The sequence below is a fragment of the Hoyosella rhizosphaerae genome (assembly GCF_014643175.1).
Lineage (GTDB): Bacteria > Actinomycetota > Actinomycetes > Mycobacteriales > Mycobacteriaceae > Lolliginicoccus > Lolliginicoccus rhizosphaerae.
Window position 1 is genome coordinate 375,537 of the sequence record NZ_BMJH01000002.1, and the last position, 22,327, is coordinate 397,863.

The following is a 22,327-nucleotide window of genomic DNA, read 5'->3' on the forward strand; positions in this document are numbered from 1 at the left end:
GTTAGGGCAACGGTTCGTCCCGGAATCGGGCCTCAGGTTCAGCTACGATGAGGAGATTAAAATGACCACATCGATTACGCCGCGGTCCCTTCCCACCCGACCCAACCCGCCGCGTTTCGGCAAAACAGCCAAGAGCATCCTGAAGCGTCGCTTCTCGGTGGTCGACCTCTTCGAGGCCATGGCAACGCCACACGCTGTGGATCGTTACCTTGAACTGGTTAACCCAATGGTGACGGTGCGTGACCTGCGCGCCAAGATCACCAGGGTCGACCGTCAGACTAAGGACACTGTCACCCTCGAGCTTCGCCCCACACGTCAGTGGAAGGGCTTTGAAGCCGGACAGTTCGTTCAGATCGGTGTTGTTGTTGACGGTGTGCGGCACACTCGGTGCTTCTCACCGGCGAACTCAGTGCACAGGCGTGACGGACGAATCGAATTAACTATCAAGGCCCACGCCGATGGTTTCGTTTCCCGCTACCTTCGCGAAAACGCAGAACCGGGACTTGTGGTTGAGCTATCGCAGGCAGCCGGCGTGTTTAAGCTTCCCGAGCAGCGCCCTGACAAGGTCGTCCTCCTCTCCGGTGGTAGTGGCATCACTCCAGTGCTGTCGATGCTTCGCACCTTGGTCGACGAGGGGCACGAGGGTGACATCACTTTCTTGCACTACTGCGACACGGTCAACGATGTACCGCACGCAGACGCGCTTCGCGAGATTGCCCGCGAGAACAAGAACGTCACTCTACTTATCGCATCGACACTGCCTGGCGGCGGCGGCGACCTGCAAGGGTTCTTCGGAACTGAGCATGTCGACATCGCAGCGCCGTGGCTTGCCGAAGCACAAACTTTCCTCTGCGGACCGCCTCCGATGATGAACGCGATCCGCAAGTATTACGACGAACGCGACCTCGGCGACCGCCTCCATACAGAGGAGTTCCAGGTAGCTTCCACTGTCATCGATGACATCGAGGAAGCAACAGGCACGATCAACTTCTCAAGCAGCAGCGTGGAGAAAGAGAACGCAGGCTCGAGTTTGCTGGAAGAAGCCGAAGCGGCTGGTCTCAGTCCAGAATTCGGCTGCCGGATGGGTATTTGCTTCACCTGCACCGCAGTGAAGAAGTCCGGTTGCACCAAGAGCCTGCTTACCGGTGAAATCAATGACACTTCCGACGAGCCCATCCAACTGTGCGTGTCCCGCGCGGTGGGTGACGTTGAGATCGACATCTAGTTACTGCTCCTGAGTCGCACTGCGACTCCCTCTCGCCAAAATCCAAGTTCAACGCCTGTGACGGTATCTCCATGCCAAAAACGGGCAGGAAACACTGAAGGAGAAACACCATGGCTGTTATCAACTTCCCCGTATCGGCTCCGACACTTCCCGGTCGCGAACTTCGCCGTAAGGCAGCTTCGGCGGCTAAGTCCGGACTTTCGAAGGCCCCTATCGCTGGCCGCGTCTTCCGCGAAGACGCTCCGCAAGCCGCTAAGGAGCCTGTGCGCATTACGTCCGAGCAGGTCGAAGAATTCGGCAAGGCGCTCGATGAGCTTCGTGCCCGAGTAGTTGCCGACCTCGGCGATCGGGATCGCGAATACATCTACAACGTCATCAAGGCCCAGCGCGCCCTTGAGGTAGCAGGTCGCGGCCTGATGTATGTATTGCCTGCGTGGCCGATCGCAGTTCTGTCGCTTGGACTGGCGAAGATTCTGGACAACATGGAAATCGGCCACAACGTGATGCATGGCCAGTACGACTGGATGCGCGAAAAGGGTCTCAACTCACGCGTCTTCGATTGGGACAATGTGTGCCCAGCTGATCAGTGGCGCCACTCGCACAACTACATGCACCACACCTTTACCAACATCCTCGACATGGACCGCGACATTGGTTACGGGATCCTGCGTATGGACAAGGACCAGAAGTGGCACCCCTACTTCCTCGGCAACCCGGTCTACGCATTCCTGCTGATGACGTTCTTCGAGTGGGGCGTGATGCTCCACGACATGCACGCCGAGGAGGTTGTGCAGGGCAAGCGTGACATGCGCGAAGTTGCGAAGCTGGCTAAAGGCTGGGTTCGCAAGGCAACGCCACAGGTGCTGAAGGACTACGTGATCTTCCCGGCGCTGACCGGTCCGTTGTTCCCAACGACTCTCGTGGGCAACGCTGCAGCGAACCTCATCCGCAACGTGTGGACCTACAGCATCATTTTCTGTGGACACTTCCCCAACGGTGTTCAGGTGTTCACACAGGAAGAGACTGCCAACGAGACTCGCGCCGAATGGTACCTGCGCCAGATGCTCGGGTCAGCGAACATCGAGGGTGGCAACTTGTTCCACATCTTGTCGGGCAACTTGTCGCACCAAATTGAGCACCACATCTTCCCGGACATCCCAGCGTTCCGTTACCCAGAGATGTCAGTTGAGGTTGAGGCGTTGGCCAAGAAGTACGGCCTTCCTTACAACAAGGGCAGCTTCCTCGGCCAGATCAGCTCAGTGTGGGTGAAGATCTTCAAGCTCGCTCTTCCAGACTCACTTGTTCGCCACGATGAGCCAGCCGGTGTGCTGATTGAGCGCAAGACGGAAGTTGAAGCCACCACAGCTGCCTGAACTACTGCAGCAGCATAAGAATTAGCCCGGATGGGGATTACCCCATCCGGGCTTTCTTGTATGGGACGGCTGCTACACCACGCCAAGTGCGCACATGGAGTCGGCGACTTTGGTGAAACCGGCGATGTTGGCGCCGAGTAGGTAGTTGTGCGGGTGGCCGTACTCTTCGGCGGTGTCGCGGCAGCGTCCGAAGATGTCGGTCATGATGGACTCGAGGCGTCGGTCCGTGTAGTCGAAGTGCCACGAGTCGCGCGACGCGTTTTGTTGCATTTCGAGCGCCGAGGTTGCAACACCTCCTGCATTTGCGGCTTTACCTGGGCCGTACCGAACATTTGCCTCACGGAAAACTGCAACACCCTTGGCGGTCACAGGCATGTTTGCGCCTTCCGCGACGATCCGCACGCCATTCTTGATGAGCGTGTGCGCTGCGGCGTCGTCGAGTTCGTTCTGTGTGGCGCAGGGGAGTGCGATGTTGCAGGGCACATCCCAAATTGAGCCGTTATCGACGAAGGTGGCACTGTCGCGTTCGTCAGCGTAGACGCGGATGCGTTCGCGTCTACGGTTCTTGATGTCCTTCAGTAGTTCGACGTCGATGCCTTTTTCGTCGACCACGTAGCCGCTTGAGTCGGAGCATGCGACGACGCGGGCTCCGCGTTCTTGCACCTTCTCGATCGCGTAGATGGCAACATTGCCAGCCCCGGAGACGACAACCTTCTGACCGTCAAGCGAGTCGTCTTCTGCGGCGAGCATGTTGGACACAAAGTAGGCCAAGCCGTATCCCGTTGCCTCGGTGCGGACGAGTGAGCCACCCCACGAGGTGCCCTTGCCGGTGAGGACACCGGATTCGTGCGCATTGCGCAGGCGCTTGTATTGGCCAAACATGTAGCCGATTTCTCGTCGGCCGACACCAATATCGCCGGCAGGGACGTCTGTGTGTTCGCCGATGTGGCGTTGCAATTCGGTCATGTACGACTGGCAGAAGCTCATGACTTCGAAATCGGTTTTTCCTTTCGGATCGAAGTCTGAGCCACCCTTGCCGCCGCCGATGGGCATACCTGTGAGTGCATTTTTGTAGACCTGTTCAAACCCGAGGAATTTCACGATTCCGAGGTTGACGGAGGGGTGGAATCGCAGGCCGCCCTTGTAGGGGCCAAGCACACTGCTGTATTGGACGCGATAGCCGCGATTGACGTGCACTTTTCCTAAGCCGTCGATCCAGGGAACGCGGAAGATGATTTGCCGTTCGGGTTCGCACATGCGCTCGATGAGGGCGTTTTCGGCGTATTCGGGGTGGCGCGAGAGAACCACCGTTAGTGAACTAAACAGACTTCTGACTGCTTGATGAAACTCTGGCTCGCCTGGACTGCGGTGGATCACCGTGTCAAGAATCTTGTTCAGTCGCTCGTCCATCACTCCACCGTACCTGGCAGATTTTTATGCGTTACGTCGTCAATTTTGGCAAGGCCTGGTAACAACTTCGCGTAACACGCAAATAGTACGGCGGGCTGACTGGGAGCGCTGAGATGGTCAATTCGACCTACAGTGGTTCGTGAGATGTGGAGGAGTGCCATGCTGGTTCGGTCAGCTATCAGGGCGGGTGTGGTTGTGGCGTTGTCATTGACGACGGTTGCGGCCCTAACTGTTTCTGGTCAGTCTGCTCCTGTACGCGCGCAGGGCGCTGAGGCGCAGGTGTGGCTCACGACAGGCGATCGTTCGGTGACGTTGCAGCAGGTCGCATCGGTGCCGCTCACGTCGCGCAAGGCGTCGGGTCCGAATGTGATTACGGTGAATCCCACGAGCCGACATCAGGTGATCACAGGTTTCGGTGCTTCGATAACAGGTGCGTCTGCATTCAATATCGCGTCCCTGTCTGCGGAGGCACGAGCAGAGTTGATGTCAGAACTGTTCAACCCCAACACTGGGATTGGTTTGAACTACCTGCGTCAGCCAATGGGCGCGTCAGATTTCAACGCTCCTGGTGACTTGTACACGTATCAGGACGAGTTGGACCCCGATGCGGATGATCACGGATTTTCAGTTGATATCGATGAGCAACTCGGTATTTTGCCGCTCATTCGTGAAGCATTAAGTGAAAATCCTGGGCTCCGTGTGATGGGAACACCGTGGAGCGCTCCGGCCTGGATGAAGAGCAGCGGCGACCTCCGAGGCGGTGCCCTAAACCCTGAGTCGATGTCCGAATATGCTCAGTACTTTGTTCGGTTTGTGGAGCAATATCGGGAACGCGGTGTAGCCGTTCAGATGGTAACTCCAGGTAACGAACCGCTTTTCGCGAATCCAAAGTACCCGTCGATGCAGATGGGTACCGAACAGCAGGCTGAATTCGTTCGCGAACTGGATTCTGCGTTCAGCGACGCCAATCTCGATACGGAAATTTTGGTGTTTGATCACAACTGGTCAGACGCGTGGTACGCCGCCGATGTGCTCAACAAAACTGCCGACGTCGAAAGGGTAGTGGGCGCCGCCTTCCACTGCTATCACGGCGACCCATCGGCTCAGACCCAGGTCATTGCAGCTGGAAAACGCGTGATGGTGACGGAATGCACCGGAGTGCGGTCGTCGGACACATTTTTGCACACGCTGCTGTGGCAGTTTCAGAATCTGATCGTCGAAAGTTCACGCAACGGCAGTGAGGGCACCACCTTGTGGAACCTCGCTCTGGATGCTGAGGGCGGGCCACACCAAGGGTATTGCGACGACCGTTGCCGCGGGGTTGTTGAGGTTGCGGATGGTACTTACTCACTCAACGCTGAATATTATGTCTTGGGGCATGCGAGCAAGTTTGTGAAGCCAGGGGCGGTCCGTCTCGGGTCTAACAGCGGAACTGGTTCGAACTCGTTGCGCAATGTCGCCTTCGAAAATCCAGATGGCAGTCGCGTGGTTTTGTTGATGAACCCATCAGGTCGGTCGCAGCGCTATTCCGTCACCGACGGTGCGGTGACAATGCAGGCGGACATTGAGGGAAACTCAGTCGCGACGATTGTGTGGTGATGTGGGTGTCAGCCCATACCGCTCAGCCCGGTATGGGTCCTTCAGTCGCCCCTCGCGGGTGAATAGTCCTGCGATGTTGAGGGCTGAGCGCTCGATCACCCAGTAGCTCACCCCGCCGACAAGCATTGTGAGTACCAAGAGGAGCGCTGTTGCTAGCGGCCATGTTGCACTGGACTGGAAGTTGATCCAACGCCAGTCACTCATCGCGAGCATCAGGGGTTCGTGCCAAATGTAGACGCTGTAGGAGATGAGCCCTAGCCACATCAGGGTCGGTGTGGCGAGGGTTCGTTCGAGTCGTGATCCGCGTGGCCCGAGCACTGTCGCGGACATTAACAGCACGAACCCAATCGCGATGACGCTCGATTCGAATACTTGCGCTTCAGGTGTTGTAGCTGCATACAGGTATGTCGCGATGATTGCGGCGACGCCGGAAGATCCCACAACAACAGCGGTTTTGGTGCCGAACATAGGGTGAATTCGGTTGTGAAGGTAAAGGACGGCGAGAAGCATGCCGAGCGCAAACTGGTCGAGTTTCGCAGGGAAACTGAAGTAGACAACATAATTGCTGGTCGGGATGCCCGCTACGAAGTATGCCCAGGTTTTAAACAGCACACTGGCTGCAATGAGGCTCAGAATTACCCCGACGACAATCGTGCTCCGTGCAGAAGGCGTGGCGACGCGGGCGCACCAGGCGCACACCGCGCTTCCGGCGACGAGCACAAATACGTAGAACATCACTTCGATGGCCAGTGACCACGCGGGCCCGATCGTGTAAAAGATGCGCTGATTGTCGAAGACATGGGTGAAGGTGAGGTGTTGCAGCAGGTCACGCCACGCTTCAGTGCTGGGCCAGTATCGCGTCGTCCACACCACGATGATGGCGATGTAGTACAGCGGGATAATCCGGATGGCGCGGCGGATCAGGAACCCACGCGGTGACGGCGTGGTGGTTTGGTCCAGGGCTGCTTTGGCGAACGGTAGGAAGATGAGGAATCCCGACAGCACGAAGAAGAATGCGACGCCGTGGTTGAGCGCCCGCAGGGTTGCATCGAGGAAGAATTGATCTTCGTAAACGTAGGCGTTGGTGATGCGGGATGTTTGGTAAGCGTGAAAGATGACAACACTCAGGGCTGCGATGCCACGGTAGCTTTCGAGTTCGGCAAATCGGGTGGCCGCGCTCATCGGGCCGCAGCCTGTGGAGGTGCGAGCGCCTTGTCGTTGCATCGCGGAAGGCGAATCGTAAATGTGGTGCCTTTTCGTGGGGCGCTTCGTACGCTGATGGTGCCGTGGTGAAGTTCGACGATGGTGCGCACGATGGCGAGTCCTAGGCCGGTGCCATTAATACCGCGGTCGGTGTTTTTTTCAGATCTCCAATAGCGTTCGAACACTAGCTTTTGATCTGAGTCGTCTAATCCGAACCCTTGGTCAGTCACCGCAATGGTGGCGTCGATGTCTGAAGACTCAAGGGTTAATGTGATCGCACTCCGGGGCGGGGAGTACTTAATCGCGTTGTCGAGAAGGTTGTCGAGCGCCTGAGTTAGTTTGTCGGCGTCTGCGGTGATGGTGATGTGGGTGGGTCCGGCAATGTGGAACGTGTAGTTGGTGTGCGCGCGCTGTCGACGAGAAACGATCATTCGGACGAGGTTCGCCAGGTCGATTTCTGCAGCGGCAAGCGGTGCCTTGGTCGCCTCGAGGGTGCTTGCGTTGAGGATTTCGTTGCACATCCGGCTGAGGCGTTGCGCGTCGGTGTGGATATCGTTGGCGAAGTCTTTCACTTCCTCCACGGTCAAGTCGTTGTCTCGAATGAGCTCGCTGAATGCGAGCATGCCCGTGAGTGCAGTGCGAAATTCGTGGCTAATGACGGAGACCAGTCCAGTTTGTTGCGCGTTTGTTCGTAGGAGATCCGCGTGTGCTGATCGGTGGGCGAGCAGTGCAGCTTCGGCGGCCTGTTCAGCTCTCATTCGGTCGGTGATGTCTCGCAGTGTTAGCACCATCTGGTGGGATGATCCGTGGGGGTACCCAGTGGCGGACAATTCGACTGGAATCTTTTTCCCGCTATCTTGGATGACCTTTCCACTTCCGCGATAGGAAAACTCCGAGATTGTGCGTTTTTGGACTATTTGTCGTGCAAGTGAATTTCTGAGGTCTTCCGTTAAGATGTCCGAGATGGGCTTTCCATATAAGTGTGTTCCGATAAGTTTGTCGGCTGCCCCATTAGATTGAATTACTGCGCCACTCGAATTGACCACTAACAGTGCATCGCTGATGGAGTCAAGAATCGTCGTCTCAAGTGTTCGAGTTTCAACTAGAACATGGTGGGTCACTTCTGCATCGATCGCGGATATCGAATTGTCCAAAATGTCGATGAGGTCGCTGAGAAGCAAGGAGTCGCGTGTGGAAGCGACGTGCGGGGCGGTGTCTGCGACCACCAATGCTCCAATAGTGATGCCTCGACGCGAGCGGATCGGCGCACCGATGAGCGCGCGCACATCATGATGAAGCACGTGCTCCATGTCGGCGAACCGGGGGTCATTGCGCGCATCGGTGCTGGTAACAATCGTGTTGGCACGAACTATCAACGATGTGATTGACGAGTCATGATCGACGTAGTCGAGGTCAGCCCCTTGTGCTGATGCGACGCGAACGCCATTCGCGGTGATGATGCCTATTGCTGCGAAGTCATAGTCAAAGATCCGACTTGCTAGACGCGTGACGGGGTCAAAACGCGAGTCCTTCTCGCTCGTGCCAAGACCAAGTCGTGCGACCTCAGCGAGCCGTTGTGCTTCATCAACTGAATTTAGTTGTTCCATCGTTGCCACCCCCTGTTAAGCCGCATCCCGTGGTGTCACTCGCCATTGGACATCGCCGCGTATGTGGCGTAGCTGGGAGACCATCGCGATTGCATTTCGGAAATTAACGTAGGCGATCGAAACGAGTGCGTACCAAAGAAACCACCGCTTGTTTTGGCGAATATCCGGGTGCGAAAGTAGGTACGTAATGATCGTTACCGCTGGACCAGTTGCGACCGTAAAGATCGTTGTCAGAATGAAAATGGGGATTAAGTAATCAAGTTCGCCGGCACCGCCCGCCTTCCACATCATGAACGCCAGAATGGGGAACACCTGGAGTGCTAACCAGGGATAGATTTCGCGCCACACCAACAAATGGAAAATACCGAGCTTCTGGCGTACTGAGGTGTTCCGAGACCGGATCGCTGAGATTGCGTGTTCGAGTGTCACCTCAAACCATCCCTGTGCCCAGCGCAGGCGCTGATTCCACAAGCTTTTGAGGGTTACGGGTGCAAGTTCACGCGAAATGATCAGTGGATCATTGACGATCTTTCGCCCAGCGGTAACTGACCGGATCGACGAATCGATGTCCTCTGTGAGCATGAAGCCGTGCATCCGCGTATTGCGTAGTACCTCTCCGCGCCAGTAGCCATTGGAACCACCGAAGATGCCGAAATCGTGCATCCGAGCCCGCCCAGGGTGGGCCACTGCGTAGATCGTTTCAAACTCGACGGCAACCGTGCGGGCAACCCATGAGGCATCGCCGTTGCGTACTAAACAATGCCCTTGAACAATGTCGTTACCTGCTGCGATCCACTGCCATGCTCGCGTGAAGCTGATCGGATCGGGGTGGTGATCCGCATCGAAGATGCCCACCATGTCGGAGCGGGTACGGCTTACCGCGAAATTAACATTCTGCGCTTTAGATGTGCTGTCGGGCACGTTGAGCAGGGTGAGCCGGGGGTTTTCGCGCGCTAGCTCGCGGAGTGCCGCCTCCACAGGCAACTCCGCCGGGGTGTTGTACGCGAGGACAACTTCAAGATCGCCTGGATAGTCAACTCGCAAAAATGCGTGAACGGTGTCCACAATCGTCGCGGCCTCATTGGGCAAAAACGCAGCAATGATTGCGGCGGCAGGCGGATATGGGCCATCCCACGGCGGCGGATCCTCCTCTCGCATTGCGAGGAGTCCTTCGATCCAGATGAAGATTGCGGTGCCGAGCAGTGCGACAACGACCAGGATGTACATGGCCGGAACAATGTTGATGACGTATCTATCAAAGGCCACGTAGGCGATCAGGGGCAGGACGAACGCGATAAGGAACACCGCAACGAGTTCGAACGGCGTGACAAGTGGGCGTAGCCACGACATGCCCTTTTCTTTGGTGGGGGCCGGGGCGTGCATTCGTGCGTCCCACTCGAGGGGTTCGAGGTCGAGCAGCAGTCGGGACTGTTCGCGAGCTATATGTGCGCGTTCAACAAGTTCGGCTGACGTGTCCGCGAGGGGGGTGTAGCCAATAACGGGGGTGACGTGGATTGTTTCGCCGCCGATTTCGAACGGCGAGCTATTGACGGCGCGGCTGAGGTTTTGTAGACGCTTGCGCCCGGCTTCTGGTGACGTTTCAGGTAGAAGTATGTTCATTCCGCCGAAGCGCGACCTGCCGACCAGGTCGAGGGGCTCAGCGATTTCCGTAAATCGATCACTCAACGCGGTCCATAGTTGTGCAGCGTAAGCAGGGCCTAGCCGCTCGACTATGGCTGCAGACTCATGGATATCGAGTTCAGCGACGATGCCGGTACGTCGAGATGCGCTGACACGGAAAAGTTCGCGATCGAGTTCATCGCGAAACTGGGGGTTGCTGAGAATCCTTCTGTGGGTGCGGCCAGGGAGATCAGCGACCGGCACCGGGGGGCGCTCTAACTTGCCCTTGACGCGAGCAACGAGTTCTTCGATCGCAAATGGCTTGGCAATGTAATCGTCGGCTCCGTGTCGAAGGCCCTCGACGCGATCTGAAATTTCGGCCTTAGCTGTCAGCATGAGGACCGGAATTGGAGCGAGGTCGGGATCGGCGCGGATGCTTTTCAGCAGTTCAAGGCCGTCGAGGCGGGGCATCATCAAGTCGGACACGATGACATCGGGCCTTGTACCTGTGAGACGTTCGAGGGCTTCAATACCGTCACTTGATTCGATGACGTGCATTCCTGCTTTAGTTAAGCCAACCCGGATTGCCTTGCGGATCCGTACTTCGTCATCGACGACAAGAACAGTTGGTAGATCAGTTTGTGCGCCGTTCACGGCACTACGCTAGCCGGTTGGAAATGGCTATGCCTTTTATGTGGCGCTTACCTCAGTACGGGTATAACGTCACTGCCGACCAACCACTCGTCAGCGAGTTCTTCAAGTACTCCGTCATTATGTAGGTGTTCGAGCGCAAGACTGGCGCATTCAGTGAACTCGCTGTCCTTTTCGAGCACAAGGCCGAAAAACTCCGTCACTTCATTCGGGGCCGGAAACTTACCAACAACAATTCCGCCACCAAGTTGTTCCTCAGCCATTCTGACAGCCGTGGGGAGGTCGGCAACAACAGCATCAATTTCGCCGAGAGCGAGGGCGTTGAGCGCCTCGCCATGGGTCGCGAATCCAATAGGGGCACGCGTAGGTTTGATCGAATGCGTCGCGGAGTACAAGCTTGTCGAATCGGCGTATGCGCCTATCTGTAAATCTTCTAGGTCCTCGAGATTCTCCGCTGAGGCGGCGGCCGTTCCTTCTAACGCAACAACTGCTTGTGCCACCGCGTAATACGGCGATGAGAAGTCAACAAAATCGCGCCTAGGGCCGATGATGCTGAACTGATTTATCGCGAAATCAAAGTCCTTTGGCCCGCTGGCGAGTGCGTCAGAGAAGGGGACGCGGACGAAGGTCGTTGACCCAGAGTCGTAGCCCAAGGTCGTAGCGACAGCATGTGCCACTGCGCCCTCAAACCCTTCGCCGGTAGTGGGGTCATTGTCGATGATCCACGGAGCGAAGGCCGGATCGTCAACTGCGATGGTGAGTTGTGCGTCTTCGAGAGTGCGTCCACCGCCGGGGCCGCACCGTGGTGGGATGCCTTCCGGGGTTGCGTTAGGAAGCCGCAAAGACCCTGGTGGGGGCAGGGGATCTGGCTCTGCCGGAGAGTCCGGGGCAGAAGAGTTGCAGCCAGTCGCCACAAGCGCTGCGGCCATGAACGGGCCGACAAGCGCATATCCCAGCATTTTGTGTGGCATCAGTCACGTTTTCCTAGTGGCGGCAACAGTGTTGGTTCCATTATGAACCAACGCCAGCGCGGCGCTAAACAACCAACAGTGCGCGTCAGCGTCTATTTCGTAACGCCTGGGTCAACATGTCGGATCGTTCGTTTAGTCGCAGCTAGTGTTAATTTACCGCACGGGTGCGGGTATGTGGTGACGGCAACTGATCTGAAGAATGGTGACCTTCTTCATAGCGCGGTGCTGAATTCTCGGGTATTCGGATAATGTCAACCGCATTGATCAGAGTTGATCGCGTGGTTAGCCGCGTAGAATTTTGGGGAGGCGAACAGATGGTGGCACTGCCGTTTCAAGGGGTGAAACGACATGCGGCAAGTGCATTTGCGCGATCTGGGGCAGTTGTTAGTTCCGTTAATAATGTTGTCGTAAAAATCCCATTCGCGGATAAAGTTCTTTTTTCTGCGCAGGCCACTAAGATAACTGACTACCCTCCGATTTCGGAAACGTCCGAAAATGAGCCAATTCGCCTAACGCTCGATCAAGTCGAAGAGTTTGGACGTGCGCTCGACGAAATTAGGTTTCGCCACCTAGCCGATTTGGGCGATCGTGACCGCCAGTACATTTACTCGGTATTGCGAACGCAACGTGCTTTGGAGGTCGCCGGACGTGGACTGTTCTACTTGAGTTTCATTCCGCCGGTATGGCTTGCAGCCGTCGGCGCGCTAGCGATGTCGAAAATTATCGACAACCTCGAAATTGGCCACAACGTGATGCATGGCCAGTACGACTTCATGCACGAGCGAGGCTTCAATTCGCGTGTCTTCGAATGGGACATGGCGGTGCAATCGGACCTGTGGCGGTACTCCCACAACTACCGCCACCACACTTTCACGAATGTTGCGGACCAGGACCGGGATATCGGGTTTGGTGTCATGCGCATGGACGAAGACCGTCCGTGGCATCCGTTTTTCCTCCTCAACCCAGTGCTCGGCACGTTGATTGTTGTCTGGTTCGAATGGCTCACTGCGTTGCACGTCCTCGAACTCGACCACAGCGTCGTTGGTGGTGACACTAAGGCCAAGGTGAAGAAGGTCGTTCAGCATTGGTGGGCAAAAATAGCCCCTCAAGCGATCAAGGACTACGTCTTTTTCCCAGCGCTTTCGGGGCCGCTTTTTCCGCTTACCTTTGCGGGCAATGCCACTGCGAACATCATTCGAAACCTCTGGGTGGGCAACCTCGTGTTTTGCGGGCACTTTCCAGCCGGATCACAAACCTTCAGCGATAAAGACATCGAAGGTGAGACTCGCGGCGAGTGGTACTTGCGTCAAATCTTGGGCTCAGCGAACTTCACTGGGTCTCGGCTATTCCACATTTTGTCGGGACATACCGGGCATCAGGTAGAACACCACTTGTTCCCTGACATTCCGGCATGGAGGTTGCCCGAAATCTCCGTGGAAGTGCAGGCGCTCTGCGAGAAGTACGGATTGCCGTACAACACGGGTCGGCTGTCCAGCCAGCTGTTGTCTGCCTGGGTGCGGATTGTGAAGCTCGGTTTGCCGCCGTCGTGGGTCAAGCCAGAGGCGTTCCGCACTGTTATCGTAGACAGGGGAGCGCGTAGACCGTCTTAGTCGCGCCTTTGTGAGGAGGCCCACATGGTCGGCAAAATCGAACGCAACAAGGACGTAGTGCAGCAGCTTGTGGAGTCAGCGGCTACGCACGTTGGACGTATCACGGTCATTATCACGGGGGCCGTCGCCGGTGTTGCGCGTGAGATTGGCGACTGGGTCACCGACGGTTTTGAGATGGTTGAAGCTGCGAAGAAGGCCGATGAAGACGGCCAGCGTGATGATGACCGACGCCAGGTTGGGTGGTCTGACCGATTCTCGGACGACCGCTACGAACTCGAAGCGTCAGACGACGACTAGTCCCGGTGTGCTGGATAGCGACGTAGACGATGCGTGCTACCCAGCACGGGCAAGCGAGATTTCTACATCTTCACACCGATGTACTTTATTTCGAGGAACTCATCAATTCCGGTGAGCCCACCTTCTCGACCGAGTCCTGATTCTTTGACGCCACCAAATGGTGCGGCTGGGTTGGACACGATCCCTTGGTTGAGTCCAACCATGCCGGATTCGATTGCTTCACACACTCGTAGTCCGCGGCGTAGATCTTCGGTGAACACATATGCGACCAGCCCGTATGGGGTGTCGTTGGCGCGGTCGACTACTTCCTCTTCAGTATCGAAAACGCTGATGGCGGCTACCGGGCCGAAGATCTCGGTGTGAGCCATTTCTGCGTCGTCGGGCACGTCGGTAATGACGGTGGCGGGGAAGAAGAAGCCTGGTCGGTCTACCGCGGTGCCGCCTAACGCTATGCGGGCCCCTCGCTTTGTCGCGTCGGCGACGAGACTAGTTACTTTGTCTATCGCTGATTGTTCGATCAGAGGGCCGACGACAAGGCCCTCATCGACTCCGCGGCCCACTGTGTACTCGGACATTTTCTCGGTGAGCTTGGTGGAAAATTCTTCGGCGACCCCACGCTGCACATATATGCGGTTGGCGGCTGTGCACGCTTGGCCGATGTTGCGCATCTTGGCGGCGATTGCCCCGGCGACGGCTTCGTCGATGTTGGCGTCGTCAAACACAATGAACGGTGCGTTGCCGCCAAGTTCCATCGAGGTTCGCATGACCGTCTTCGAGCATTGTTCGAGAAGAATCTTGCCGACCTGGGTTGACCCGGTGAACGAGAGCTTGCGGCTTCGGGTGTCGTAGGTGAGCGGCGGGATTACCTTTGACGGCTGCGACGTAAGGACGACATTGACGACGCCGTCGGGTACTCCGGCTCGTTGAAGAATGTCAGCGAGGGCGAGCATCGATAGGGGGGTGGCCTCAGCAGGTTTGATGATAGAGGTGCAGCCAGCGGCGATGGCTGGTCCTATTTTTCGGGTACCCATTGCCATGGGGAAGTTCCACGGGGTGATCAGAATGGACGGGCCAACGGGTTCGCGGCGCACGATGAAGCGCGATCCGCCGGCTGGGGCTGTCATGTAGCCACCGTCGATGCGGACGGCTTCTTCGGCAAACCAGCGGAAGAACTCTGCGGCGTAGGCGACTTCGCCTTTGGCTTCAGCGAGTGGTTTGCCCATTTCTAGCGTCATGATGAGGGCGAGTCGGTCTTGTTCTGCCATGAGGAGTTCGTACGCTCGCCGGAGCATTTCGCTGCGTTCGCGTGGGGGAATTTTGGCGAAACTTGGTTGCGCTTGTGCGGCGGCATCGAGTGCTGCCATGGCTTCATCAGGGTTGGCGTCCGCGACGTGGCAGAGGGTTTCTCCCGTCGACGGATCAGTCACCGCCATGGTGCGTTCGGTGGTGACAAACTTGCCGCCGATGAAGAGTCCTGTGGGAACTGACGCGATTGCATCGCGCTCTTCTTGGGCTGTGGTGGCCATCGCATCTCCTTGTAGGCATTGCCTGCTGTTCCTCGGTCATGGTATGCCTATTGTCAACAATCCGACAATAGGATGGAGCCTGACTGTGACTCGGCTATCCCCACTACTCAAGCAGGCCACACCCGTCACCGTGGAGTACGGGCAAGGAAGCTACCTCTACGGCACCGACGGCCGCCGGTACCTCGACTTCACCGCAGGGATCGGAGTGACCAGCACCGGACACTGCCATCCACGCGTCGTCGAAGCCGCACAAAAACAAGTCGGCTCACTCATCCACGGCCAGTACACCACGGTCATGCACAAGCCCATGATCGAACTCATCGAAAAACTCGGTGACGTTCTCCCGCCAGGTCTAGATTCAGTGTTTTTCGCCAACTCAGGCAGCGAAGCCGTCGAAGCGGCACTCCGCCTTGCGCGCCAAGCAACAGGCCGCCCCAACATCATCGTCTTCCACGGCGGATTCCACGGCCGCACAGTCGCCGCAGCATCAATGACAACGTCTGGAACCCGCTTTAGTGCAGGGTTCAGCCCCCTCATGGCGGGCGTCCACGTCGCGCCTTTCCCCACCGCCTACCGATGGGGATGGTCAGAGGAAGAAGCAACCGCATTTGCGCTCCGCGAACTCGATTACCTCTTCGCCACGATTAGCGCACCGAACGAAACCGCCGCGTTCATCATCGAACCAGTCCTCGGCGAAGGCGGCTACATACCGGCCAACACCACCTTCATGCAGGGGCTGCGCGAACGAGCTGACAAGCATGGAATCATCCTCATCGCAGACGAAATCCAAACCGGCTTCGGCCGCACAGGCAAGTACTTCGGACACCAACACTTCGGGATCACACCCGACGTCGTCACTCTGGCTAAAGGCATCGCCAGCGGATTCCCCATCTCAGGTATCGCCGCGTCGGAAGAGCTTATGTCCAAGGCTTGGCCCGGGTCCCAAGGCGGAACCTACGGCGGTAACGCAGTCGCCTGTGCAGCGGCCTGCGCCACTCTAGATGTGATTCGGGATGAAGACTTGGTCGAGAATGCTCGCGTGCGCGGCCACCAACTCCTTGATGGTGTGCGAGCACTTGCGACGGACGTAATAGGGGACACCCGCGGCCTCGGCCTGCTCGTGGGAAGCGAGTTCGTCAACGCCGATGGACAACCAGATGGCGCAAAAGCCGCTGCTGCGCAGAAACTCGCCGCGAGCAAAGGTCTGCTTCTGCTCATGTGTGGCGCCTATATGAACACCGTTCGGATGATTCCGCCGCTCGTTGTTACCGAGCAGCAGATTCACGACGGATTGGGAATATGGAAGGAAGTGCTCGCCGAGATCTAGCCCCCGTTCGGTGACATCGGATTTGGTGACACGGGAGAGCGTATTCGGTTTAGATGGTGGCATGGGCGATGACATATGGATAGCGGTCGCACTGGCCGAAGGCCTCATCATCGCAGTGCTGGTTGTGCTGCTAGTGCGCAGTTCGAAGAAGGTCGCTGCGCTACGACGCGAAAACAAGAACCGCGCGGCGAAACTATTCCTTTCTGGGAGCCGTGATGCGGTGAAGACTGTGTGGAATACCGCCAATGTGGTGCGCACGCGCGGTATTGGCGCTGCTGTCCGAACGTCGGTGGAAGACCTTGCGGGGTGGGCGCAGGTTGAGCGGCCTGACCTCGCGCGATTAACGGTCGACGGACGTGTCACGATCTTGTTCTCGGATATAGAGGGGTCAACGACGCTTAACGAGCACCTCGGCGATCAGGCGTGGGTGAAGTTGCTGACAAAGCACGACAACCTCGTCCGTAAAACTGTCGACGCCCACAACGGGCACGTGATTAAGAGCCAGGGCGATGGTTTTATGATCGCATTTGGCAGCTCTGATGACGCTGTCCTATGTGCACTTGAGGTGCAAGAAGCACTTCACTCGTCGAGCTGGGCGGCGCGCAATGAGTTGAGGGTACGGATTGGTATCCACTCGGGCAGTTCGGTGCGTCGCGGTGACGACCTGTTTGGCCGAAACGTAGCAATGGCCGCGCGCGTGGAAAGCCAAGCCAAAGGCGCCGAAACACTGATTTCAGAACCAGTGCGGCGACACCTTAGCCCGGAACTGCCCGTCGACGTTGTCGAGGAACGTCAGGTGGAACTCAAAGGTTTTGATGGCACCCACACGCTCTATCGAGTGCAGGCACGAACCTGAACCACTAGTTTGGCTGCGGCATTTCTCCCACCGTGGTGGCCACGTCGACGAGACCAAGCACTTCGCCCTGCGGTGACTGCACAAAACTCATGCGGCCGTACGGGGTATCCATTGGCGGCATGAAGACCTGGCCGCCGCGCTGGGACACAGTATCGGTTGCCTTGTCGCAGTCCTCAACGGTGAAGTACACATTCCACATCGGAGGTGTTTCCGCGTTCACCATCATCCCAGCTACTTCGTGTCCGCCTACTTTGGCGATGTTGTATTGCATTTCGTCGTTGCTGATGTCGTCGTACGAGTAGTCGAAAACAGTGGTGAAGAATGCTCGTGCCCGCTCGAGGTCGCTGGTGTATAGCTCGTTCCAGCACATCGCGCCGGGCTCATTCACAAGCTCCGCGCCGGGGTGGTCGCGACCCTCCCACAACCCAACAGCGGCACCTGTCGGGTCGGTAATGATTGCCATCCGTCCCGCGGACATGACATCCATCGGTGGCATCAGGATCTGTCCACCAGCGGCATTGGCAGTCTGAACTGTCGAGTCAACATCGTCAGAGGCCAGGTAGGTGGTCCACGATGATGGCATCTGCTCCATTCCTGGTGGCTTCGGGCCGACGCCCGCCACAGGATGGCCGTCCTTTGTGGCGACTAAGTAACCGCCAGCTTCTGGGTCGGTGTCTTGATACTCCCACCCAAGTACAGCTGTGTAGAAGTCGCGCGCTGTTGCCACGTCGTCCACTTGGCAATCTGCCCAACATGGGGTGCCAACAGGCCATACATTGGTCCGAATTGTCATGATGCCTCCTCGAGAAAACACGTGGGAGAGGTGGATGCGGGAAGCTCTCCTGTGACGCACATTACTCGCAGGCACTGACAAAAAGGAGTCCACAGAATGACGGTTTACTCGAACTAGCTTTTATCCATGGGGCCGGTCAAATACCGCTGCAAGTTGGGTGCAACCCGGTCCGCCACCTCGTGAGCCGACGCGCTTGCTAACGGTTCGATCTTCACTATGTATCGCGTGACAGCAAGCCCGAGAATCTGCGACAACACCAAGTTTGCACGGAGACGACGCTCAGGTTCAGGGCCGTCAAGCTTGCCGGTGATGATGGGAATGATCTCAGAGGTGGCAAATTCGCGTATCGCCGTTGTCATCCCCTCCTGGGTGAGCACCGCCTGCAAGGTAAGCGCTAAGCCATTGCCGGCAGGAGAGTCCCACACCGCGAGGAACGCTTCGATAAGTCGGCGGCCAAGTCCATCTAGGTCTCCGTCGGCAATGCCAGCAACAACGTCAACTGGGTTGATTGGTGCGCGCATTGCGGCGACGAACAGTTGCTGCTTTGTTCCACAGTGGTAGGGGATAAGGGCGGGGTCGACTTGGGCGCGTGCCGCGATCTTGCGGATGCTGGCTTTGTCGAAACCGAGCGTGGTGAAAAGTTCGCGTGCGGCTGCGAGGATTGCCTCTCTGGTCTCGTTGGGGTCGCCTGGGCGGCGCCCGCGTTGACTGCTGTCAGCACTGTGTGTCATGTCGTCCAATCCGGTCACGGCGTGCGGCGCCGAAGGGTGGCGGCCGCGACACTGAGCGCGAGTGCGGCGACAGCGGCAACGATTCCGATGTCGGACCATATCACCGCCGTTGATGGAGCGGGGAGCGCGACCTCCTGCAGCGCACTTACCCCGTACGTTAGGGGAAGAAAGTCGCTGATGTGTTGAAGAACAATGTTCATTTCAGTGCGGGGAACGAACAATCCGCACAGCAGGATCTGCGGAAAGGCGATAAGTGGCATGAATTGCACTGCCTGAAATTCTGTTCGAGCGAACGCGCTGGTGAAGAGGCCAATGGAGACGCCGAGTGCCGCGTTGACGATAGCCACCACAACAACGAGTCCGACGCCTGCTGTGGGGCGAACATCGAAGGCGAAGTAGGCGACCGCGATAGTTACTCCTGCCTGCGCTGTCGCGGCGAGTCCGAACGCTAGCGCATACCCCAGCAAAAGGTCGAGTTTGTTGAGGGGCGACGCCATCAGCCGTTCCAGGGTGCCGGATGTGCGTTCGCGCAACATCCCAATGCTGGTGATGAGGAACATCACCGTAAACGGCAAAATCCCCAGCATGATGATCGCGACGCCGCTGAAGAGTGGCGGGTTTGATTCGAACATGTAGTAGAGGATGGTCAACAAAAAGCTAGGTAGAAAGAGGATCATGGCTACGCTGCGGTGATCGCGGCTCAGTTGCCTCAAGACCCGGTTTGTGGTGGCGACCAGTATGCGAATGTTCACGACAATTCCTCGCTCTCGATGCGGTTGGCTAGTGCCAAGAAGGCGTCTTCGAGGTCGTCGTGCCCCGTTGTGTCCTTGATTCTGGTGGGTGTGTCGTCGGCGATGAGGTGACCGTCGCGCAAGAAGAGAATGTGGTTGCACCGGCGGGCTTCGTCCATGACGTGGCTGGAGATGAGAATTGTCGTTCCGTTCTCTGCTAGGTGATGAAACAACCTCCATAGGTCCTCGCGTAGGACAGGGTCTAGGCCGACGGTGGGTTCGTCCAGCACGAGGAGTGTTGGCGTTCCAACGAGGGCACAGGCGAGTGTTACGCGTGTTCGTTGCCCACCTGAAAGGTCGCGCACGAGCCGATTCTTTGGAATGCCATCGAGGTGCACGGATTTGATCGCGTGGCGAACGTCGCGGTCGCCGAGTCCGTACAACGTGGCGAAGTAGGTGACATTCTCGGTGATTGTGAGGTCGTCGTAGATGCTTGCGTTCTGGGTTACGTAGCGGACGGTTCCGCGGAGTTCGCGTGACCCGGCTCGGTGGCCGAGCACGGTAATCGCACCCGATGTGACTATTTGCACTCCAACGACTGCGCGGATCAGTGTGGTTTTGCCGCTGCCGCTCGGCCCGAGCAATCCGGTGATGCTTCCGCAGGGGATGGAGAAGCTGATATTTCGCAGTGCGGGATGACTGCCTCGATGGACTGTCAGGTTTTCGGAGGTGACGGCGGGGGGCATGTTTCGCTCCTTAATTCAACGGTGTTGAATTAAGGATAGCGCGGCCGCCACTTGCATATCAAGAGAAGATTCCTACGCGTCTACGGTTGCGTAACCGGACCCTTGTGGCTGAAGGTCAATCTCAAGCCGGGGCGCAGTGCAACGTGGCGCAACGTCCCCTAAAAACCTCCCCAAAAAAACTTCGCAGCAACGAACAAGTCAAAGGAACCTCCGGTGGGCCATTACCGCAGCAACGTGCGCGACCTTGAGTTCAACCTTTTTGAATCACTCCACCTCGACGCGGTGCTTGCCACAGGTGCCTACGGTGACCTAGACGGTGACACTGTTCGCGAGATCGTCGCCGAAGCATCACGACTCGCGGAAGGGCCGATCGCTGACCCATTTGCTGAAGCTGACCGCAACCCGCCAGTGTTTAACCCCGAGACACACAGCGTGGAACTGCCCGCAGGCCTGAAAAAGGTCATCAAGACGTGGCACGAAGCCGAATATTTCCGAATCGGTCTTGCGCCCGCCATTGGCGGCGAACCAGCGCCGTCCATGCTTGGTTGGGCGATTAAAGAACTCATCCTCGGTGCTCAGCCGACGGCTTACATGTACCTTGCAGGACCGAAGGCCGCGGACATCGTGCATGGCATCGGAAATGACCTCCAAAAGCATTGGGCGAACCTTGCGATTGAACGCAACTGGGGCGCCACCATGGTTCTTACCGAACCCGACGCGGGCTCAGACGTCGGCGCAGGCCGCACCAAAGCCGTGGAGCAACCTGACGGCACCTGGCACATCGAAGGCGTCAAGCGTTTCATTACCTCGGCTGACTCCGACGACCTATTTGAAAACATCCTGCATATGGTGTTGGCGCGCCCTGAAGGCGCCGGGCCAGGAACCAAGGGGCTATCGCTGTTCCTCGTCCCCAAGTTTCATTTCGACCACAGCACTGGTGTGCCGGGCGAGCGAAATGGTGTCTTCGTCACCAATGTTGAGCACAAGATGGGCATCAAGGCATCCGCTACCTGCGAATTGACGTTCGGCCAGCATGGAACCCCCGCTGTGGGTTGGCTCGTGGGAGATGTCCACAACGGAATTGCCCAAATGTTCCGCGTGATTGAAGAAGCGCGAATGATGGTTGGAACAAAAGCCATTTCAACGCTGTCCACCGGTTACCTCAACGCCCTCGACTACGCCAAACAGCGCGAACAGGGTTCCGACATGACCGAGATGACGAAGAAGGACGCACCTCGCGTTCCGATTACCCGGCACCCTGATGTGCGACGCTCTCTCATGCTGCAGAAGGCCTACGCAGAGGGTCTTCGTGCGGTGTACCTGTACACAGCGGCGCACCAGGACGATGCCGTTGCGCAGATCGTGTCGGGGGCAGATGCGGACATGGCGGCGCGGGTCAACGACTTCCTGCTCCCCATCGTGAAGGGTGTGGGATCAGAGCGGGCTTACCAGTTGCTTTCAGAGTCGCTCCAGGTCCTCGGCGGCTCCGGTTTCCTCCAGGATTACCCGATTGAGCAATACATTCGCGATTCAAAAATTGACTCACTCTACGAGGGCACCACAGCCATACAGTCTCAAGACTTCTTCTTCCGCAAGATTGCCCGGGACCAGGGCAAGGCGCTTAGTCATATCGCCGGTCAGATCACCGCGTTCCTCGACGATCCTGAAGCAAGCCCCAGCTTGGTGGTGAGCCGGGACCATCTACGTGTCGCGCTTAACGATGTGCAGGCGGCGCTGGCTTCGATGTTTGGTCACCTCATGGGCGCCAAGGAAGACCCGAAGGCGCTATACAAGATTGGTCTGGGCTCGGTGCGGTTGCTCATGGCAGTTGGTGATCTGATCATCGGTTGGCAGTTGCTGCGGCACGCAGAGATCGCCCTGAAGGCTCTCGATGGAGAACCTGACGCCAAAGATCGCGCGTTCTATCAGGGCAAGGTTGCCAGTGCGAAATTCTTCGCTGCCAACGTGCTTCCCGTTGTGGCCGTGACGAGCAGTGTCCTGGCAAATATCGATGATTCGATCATGGACCTAGATGAGGCGGCCTTCTAATC

Annotated in this window: 18 protein-coding genes; 8 read left to right on the forward strand and 10 right to left on the reverse strand. The window is 57.5% G+C overall.

All coding sequences use genetic code 11. The features are described 5' to 3' along the window. Window positions 1-178: 178 nt before the first annotated feature. Both IEW73_RS09930 and IEW73_RS09935 read left to right on the forward strand, forming a co-directional pair. Window positions 179-1,225: a ferredoxin reductase gene (locus IEW73_RS09930; RefSeq protein WP_229675959.1), complete on the forward strand. Its 1,047-nt coding sequence runs from the start codon at window positions 179-181 to the stop codon at window positions 1,223-1,225. A 110-nt stretch (window positions 1,226-1,335) separates the two neighbouring features. Then, a complete protein-coding gene (locus tag IEW73_RS09935) occupies window positions 1,336-2,598 on the forward strand; it encodes a fatty acid desaturase family protein (RefSeq protein WP_188674014.1) in 1,263 nt (420 codons plus the stop codon). Window positions 2,599-2,670: 72 nt separating this feature from the next. Here IEW73_RS09935 and gdhA read toward each other — a convergent pair whose 3' ends face one another. Continuing rightward, complete coding sequence (gdhA, locus tag IEW73_RS09940) at window positions 2,671-4,008, reverse strand: NADP-specific glutamate dehydrogenase (protein ID WP_188674016.1); 1,338 nt, start codon at window positions 4,006-4,008, stop codon at window positions 2,671-2,673. A gap of 159 nt (window positions 4,009-4,167) precedes the next feature. Between gdhA and IEW73_RS09945 the strand changes: the two genes are divergently transcribed. After that, on the forward strand, window positions 4,168-5,607 hold the full coding sequence (locus tag IEW73_RS09945; protein ID WP_188674020.1) for a glycoside hydrolase family 30 protein: 1,440 nt from the start codon (window positions 4,168-4,170) through the stop codon (window positions 5,605-5,607). Here IEW73_RS09945 and IEW73_RS09950 read toward each other — a convergent pair. From IEW73_RS09950 to IEW73_RS09965, 4 genes are read right to left on the reverse strand one after another with little or no spacing between them, the layout of a single operon-like run. Next, window positions 5,584-6,789: an acyltransferase family protein gene (locus tag IEW73_RS09950; RefSeq protein ID WP_188674023.1), complete on the reverse strand. Its 1,206-nt coding sequence runs from the start codon at window positions 6,787-6,789 to the stop codon at window positions 5,584-5,586. The genes IEW73_RS09945 and IEW73_RS09950 overlap by 24 nt on opposite strands. Next, window positions 6,786-8,417 carry a sensor histidine kinase gene (locus IEW73_RS09955; RefSeq protein WP_188674026.1) on the reverse strand — a complete coding sequence of 544 codons (1,632 nt, stop codon included), beginning with the start codon at window positions 8,415-8,417 and terminating at the stop codon, window positions 6,786-6,788. Before IEW73_RS09955 ends, IEW73_RS09950 begins: the two co-directional genes overlap by 4 nt. A 15-nt stretch (window positions 8,418-8,432) precedes the next feature. Further along, window positions 8,433-10,691 (reverse strand): response regulator, encoded by a 2,259-nt coding sequence (locus tag IEW73_RS09960; protein ID WP_188674031.1) that lies wholly within the window; start codon window positions 10,689-10,691, stop codon window positions 8,433-8,435. 47 nt (window positions 10,692-10,738) lie between these two features. Continuing rightward, window positions 10,739-11,659: an ABC transporter substrate-binding protein gene (locus tag IEW73_RS09965; protein ID WP_229675906.1), complete on the reverse strand. Its 921-nt coding sequence runs from the start codon at window positions 11,657-11,659 to the stop codon at window positions 10,739-10,741. A gap of 278 nt (window positions 11,660-11,937) precedes the next feature. Here IEW73_RS09965 and IEW73_RS09970 point away from each other — a divergent pair, with 278 nt between their 5' ends. Both IEW73_RS09970 and IEW73_RS09975 read left to right on the forward strand, forming a co-directional pair. Further along, complete coding sequence (locus IEW73_RS09970) at window positions 11,938-13,269, forward strand: fatty acid desaturase family protein (RefSeq protein ID WP_229675907.1); 1,332 nt, start codon at window positions 11,938-11,940, stop codon at window positions 13,267-13,269. A gap of 24 nt (window positions 13,270-13,293) precedes the next feature. After that, window positions 13,294-13,566 (forward strand): hypothetical protein, encoded by a 273-nt coding sequence (locus IEW73_RS09975; protein ID WP_188674034.1) that lies wholly within the window; start codon window positions 13,294-13,296, stop codon window positions 13,564-13,566. A 62-nt stretch (window positions 13,567-13,628) separates the two neighbouring features. On the opposite strand, the gene IEW73_RS09980 is transcribed toward IEW73_RS09975, so the two are convergent. Next, window positions 13,629-15,092 (reverse strand): NAD-dependent succinate-semialdehyde dehydrogenase, encoded by a 1,464-nt coding sequence (locus tag IEW73_RS09980; protein WP_188674037.1) that lies wholly within the window; start codon window positions 15,090-15,092, stop codon window positions 13,629-13,631. A gap of 43 nt (window positions 15,093-15,135) precedes the next feature. Between IEW73_RS09980 and IEW73_RS09985 the strand changes: the two genes are divergently transcribed. Both IEW73_RS09985 and IEW73_RS09990 read left to right on the forward strand, forming a co-directional pair. Continuing rightward, a complete protein-coding gene (locus IEW73_RS09985) occupies window positions 15,136-16,419 on the forward strand; it encodes an aspartate aminotransferase family protein (RefSeq protein ID WP_206050395.1) in 1,284 nt (427 codons plus the stop codon). A 61-nt stretch (window positions 16,420-16,480) separates the two neighbouring features. Further along, on the forward strand, window positions 16,481-17,275 hold the full coding sequence (locus IEW73_RS09990) for an adenylate/guanylate cyclase domain-containing protein (RefSeq protein WP_188675046.1): 795 nt from the start codon (window positions 16,481-16,483) through the stop codon (window positions 17,273-17,275). 4 nt (window positions 17,276-17,279) lie between these two features. Here the strand turns inward: IEW73_RS09990 and IEW73_RS09995 are convergent, their stop codons facing one another. The 4 genes from IEW73_RS09995 to IEW73_RS10010 form a co-directional block, all read right to left on the reverse strand. After that, window positions 17,280-18,068, reverse strand: a complete 789-nt coding sequence (locus tag IEW73_RS09995; protein WP_188674045.1) for a VOC family protein — start codon at window positions 18,066-18,068, stop codon at window positions 17,280-17,282. A gap of 113 nt (window positions 18,069-18,181) precedes the next feature. Further along, window positions 18,182-18,799: a TetR/AcrR family transcriptional regulator gene (locus IEW73_RS10000; RefSeq protein WP_188674048.1), complete on the reverse strand. Its 618-nt coding sequence runs from the start codon at window positions 18,797-18,799 to the stop codon at window positions 18,182-18,184. Window positions 18,800-18,813: 14 nt separating this feature from the next. After that, window positions 18,814-19,551: an ABC transporter permease gene (locus IEW73_RS10005; RefSeq protein ID WP_188674051.1), complete on the reverse strand. Its 738-nt coding sequence runs from the start codon at window positions 19,549-19,551 to the stop codon at window positions 18,814-18,816. Then, window positions 19,548-20,276: an ABC transporter ATP-binding protein gene (locus IEW73_RS10010; RefSeq protein ID WP_188674054.1), complete on the reverse strand. Its 729-nt coding sequence runs from the start codon at window positions 20,274-20,276 to the stop codon at window positions 19,548-19,550. The genes IEW73_RS10005 and IEW73_RS10010 overlap by 4 nt, the downstream gene beginning before the upstream one ends. A gap of 213 nt (window positions 20,277-20,489) precedes the next feature. Between IEW73_RS10010 and IEW73_RS10015 the strand changes: the two genes are divergently transcribed. Continuing rightward, window positions 20,490-22,325, forward strand: a complete 1,836-nt coding sequence (locus IEW73_RS10015; RefSeq protein ID WP_188674057.1) for an acyl-CoA dehydrogenase — start codon at window positions 20,490-20,492, stop codon at window positions 22,323-22,325. Window positions 22,326-22,327 lie beyond the last annotated feature (2 nt).